This is a genomic window from Planktothrix sp. FACHB-1355 (assembly GCF_014748295.1).
Lineage (GTDB): Bacteria > Cyanobacteriota > Cyanobacteriia > Cyanobacteriales > Aerosakkonemataceae > Aerosakkonema > Aerosakkonema funiforme_A.
Window position 1 is genome coordinate 1 of record NZ_JACJUP010000912.1, and the last position, 3,004, is coordinate 3,004.

Here is a 3,004-nt window from a genome sequence, read left to right on the forward strand (position 1 = left end):
AATGACAAGGGAGGCGTGGGCAAAACAACAACAGCTATTAATTTGGCAGCTATCTTAGCGAAAAATAAAAAGAAAGTTTTAGTAGTAGACTTTGACCCACAACAAGCGGATTTAACTGAATCTTTAGGGCTAGAAGAAGGAAAGGTAAAATTATCTAATTGCCTAGCAGAAAGAACTTTGAATGTTCGAGATACAATCCGGACATTTAAACTGGTAGACAAGTCAAGAAAAGAAGTTAAAGTATTTGACTTTATTCCGTCAGATTCAGGATTAGCCAAAATAAAAACGATAAAAACAGTATTTAGCCTGTAAGAAAGATTAATAGGTTTTGATTTTCTACGAGTACGAAATCGATTTATTTATCGATATCATCAATCCTTTACAATAAATTTAAGCAGATATTTATCTTTCAGAATTAAATTTGATAATTCGATTAATTGATGAAAAAATCTTCACCCTGAATCTTCAAACATATAAATTCAAAGAATCGACACTAGCGCAAAGATAGCAAACACTCTTATCCTCTGCGTACCTCTGCGTTTACCTTTGCGTCCTTTGCGTTAAAAAACATCTACTCCTCCAAACCAACCGCCTCAGAAATATTAGACAAACCCCGTTCATCCAACTTTTTCAACAATCCTTCTAAAATCCGCCGCACCATCCACGGTCCCTCATAAATCCAACCTGTGTAAGTTTGAATCAAACAAGCACCAGCAGTAATCTTTACCCAAGCATCCTCAGCAGTAAAAATACCTCCTACACCAATAATTGGCAATTGCCCTTTTGTTTCCCGCCAAATAAACTTAATTACCTCGGTTGAACGATCCCTCAGCGGCGCACCGCTAATGCCACCCTCTTCTTCCCGCACAGACTTACCCGTTTCGTCAATTACCTCAGTTTGGAGTTTGTCGCGACTAATTGTGGTATTGGTGGCAATAATACCTGCCAGCCGATGCGTCGAGGCTACTGCCAAAACATTGGCGATCGCATCCCACTCCAAGTCGGGTGCAATCTTGACTAAAATTGGTTTATACCCTTGATTTTCTTGCTGCAAAGCCGACAAAATCCCGCTCAACAGAGGTGCATCTTGGAGCGATCGCAAGCCTGGGGTATTCGGTGAGGAGACATTTACGACAAAATAATCGCCCCACTCTTTGAGAAGGCGAAAACTTTCCACATAATCAGATGCAGCGTCAGATAAGGGTGTTACCTTAGATTTACCTAGATTAATTCCTATTGGCATCGGTCGGGGACGCCCCTGCCAAATGGCGCGTAGCCTGCCACTCATTTCTTCTGCACCGTTGTTATTAAAACCCATACGGTTTAGAGCTGCTTTGTCAGCAGGCAATCGAAACAAGCGGGGACGCGGGTTCCCAGGCTGTGCCAGTAAAGTTACAGTACCCAATTCAGCAAAGCCAAAACCAAAAGTAGACCAAATGCCAGAAGCTACGCCGTTCTTATCAAAGCCAGCTGCCAATCCGATCGGATTTGGGAACAGCTGGGGGGAAAACTTTTCGCTGGGTAGGAGTTTTTGTTCCAAACGGGTATCCGCCAAGCAAAAAGATCGCTGAAGTTGGTCTCGCAACCCGGTTACAGGGAAGCGATAAGCATTACGATCTAACCAACTCAAAAATTGAATGCTTTGCTGATGCAACCATTCCGGATCGCTCTTGAGAACATTAAACAAAAGAGGACGTAAACCAAGTTGATAAATATCCAAGGCTCTTAAAGTTTGGTAGTAGGGTCTAGAGATTGGGGAAGAAAGGGCGTAGGAGTTAGGGGCAGGGGCTATGGGCAGACGGGCGAGCGGGGCTAGACAGAGAAGGTAATAAATATTTTCCCACTTTTCTCTAGCCCAGCACCCACCACCCAGGCGATTTCTTCCCCTGTACCTATTACCTAATAGGGGTGAAAGCAGATGGGCCAGCAACAAAGACCGAATTCTGAAGACAAAAAAGTCGTGACTTTAGGACGTGTCCTCCAGACCCTGCGGGAAGAGGATAACGTCGATGTTTTGATTGACACAACTATCAATTATCTCCAGGCTGAGTTTGACTACAGCCTGATTTGGATCGGATTTTACGATCGCCTAGACCATCGCATCTTAGGCAAAGGCGGAATTGTACCCACTGGGGACATCAATTTCTTGAAACAGCGAATTTTTCTCAATCCAGGGGATCTCCTAGAACAGGTCGTCATTCAGCTCAGACCGATAGGGGTACCGGACTTGCGCCAAGAAACGCGAGCTGGAGAGTGGCGGAAAGCAGCGGCAAACTTCAATATTCGGGGAACGCTGATTTTCCCCATTCGCTATCGCGATCGCTGTTTTGGAGTGGTAATGCTGGGCTCCCTGCAATGGGGAATTTCGCCGCAACCGGAAGAGAAAGCGCGACTATCTATGCTATTAGGGGGATTGGCAGCTTCTCTGAACCAAATCGAAACAGATTGGAACCGCCAACGCACTAAGCGTCCTGACGAGCCATTGTTCCGAATTCTAGAGCAGTTACGCTCGACGCGCACAATATTGCAGCGTCTGGAGACGGTAGTAGCAGAAACGCATCAATTTGTAGCGCCGACACGGACGAGCATTTATTGGTTTGAGCGAGAGCGGCGTTATTTTTGGAGGCGGATGAGTAACCGCGCCAGCGGCAGTTTCGGTGACGCCGTTACCAAAGCTTCCGGAATCACCGTACAGGAATCGGGTGGCTTTTATAATGCTTTGGTAGCCGATCAGATGGTGTCGATCGGAGAAGCTCACAGTTCCCTCAAAGCCGATATTACCAGCAGGTTATTGCAGAGATTGGGAGTGAGAAGCTTACTGGCAGCTCCGATTCGCTTAGGAGATGAATTGCTCGGCTTTCTAGCAGTAGAAGGTAACGAACCTCGCATTTGGAAGGAAGAAGAAAAAAACTATCTCCGGGGTGCGGCGCAGTTAATTGCCATGTTTTCTCCCATCGAAGAGATGGAAGTCACTGTGGAGCAAACCAAACAAGATCGAATGCTC

The 3,004-nt window shown here is 45.6% G+C and carries 3 protein-coding genes; 2 read left to right on the top strand and 1 reads right to left on the bottom strand.

Translation table 11 applies throughout. From position 1 onward, the window contains the following. On the top strand, positions 1-312 hold a 312-nt coding region (locus H6S82_RS26845; protein WP_191057004.1), incomplete at its 5' end, for an AAA family ATPase. Between the two features lie 259 nt (positions 313-571). On the opposite strand, the gene H6S82_RS26850 is transcribed toward H6S82_RS26845, so the two are convergent. Further along, the gene (locus H6S82_RS26850; protein WP_190472020.1) at positions 572-1,720 is read right to left on the bottom strand and encodes a quinone-dependent dihydroorotate dehydrogenase; all 1,149 of its coding nucleotides are present in this window, start codon (positions 1,718-1,720) and stop codon (positions 572-574) included. A 198-nt stretch (positions 1,721-1,918) separates the two neighbouring features. Here H6S82_RS26850 and H6S82_RS26855 point away from each other — a divergent pair. Next, a partial coding sequence (locus tag H6S82_RS26855) for a GAF domain-containing protein (RefSeq protein WP_191057005.1) occupies positions 1,919-3,004 on the top strand: 1,086 nt, incomplete at its 3' end.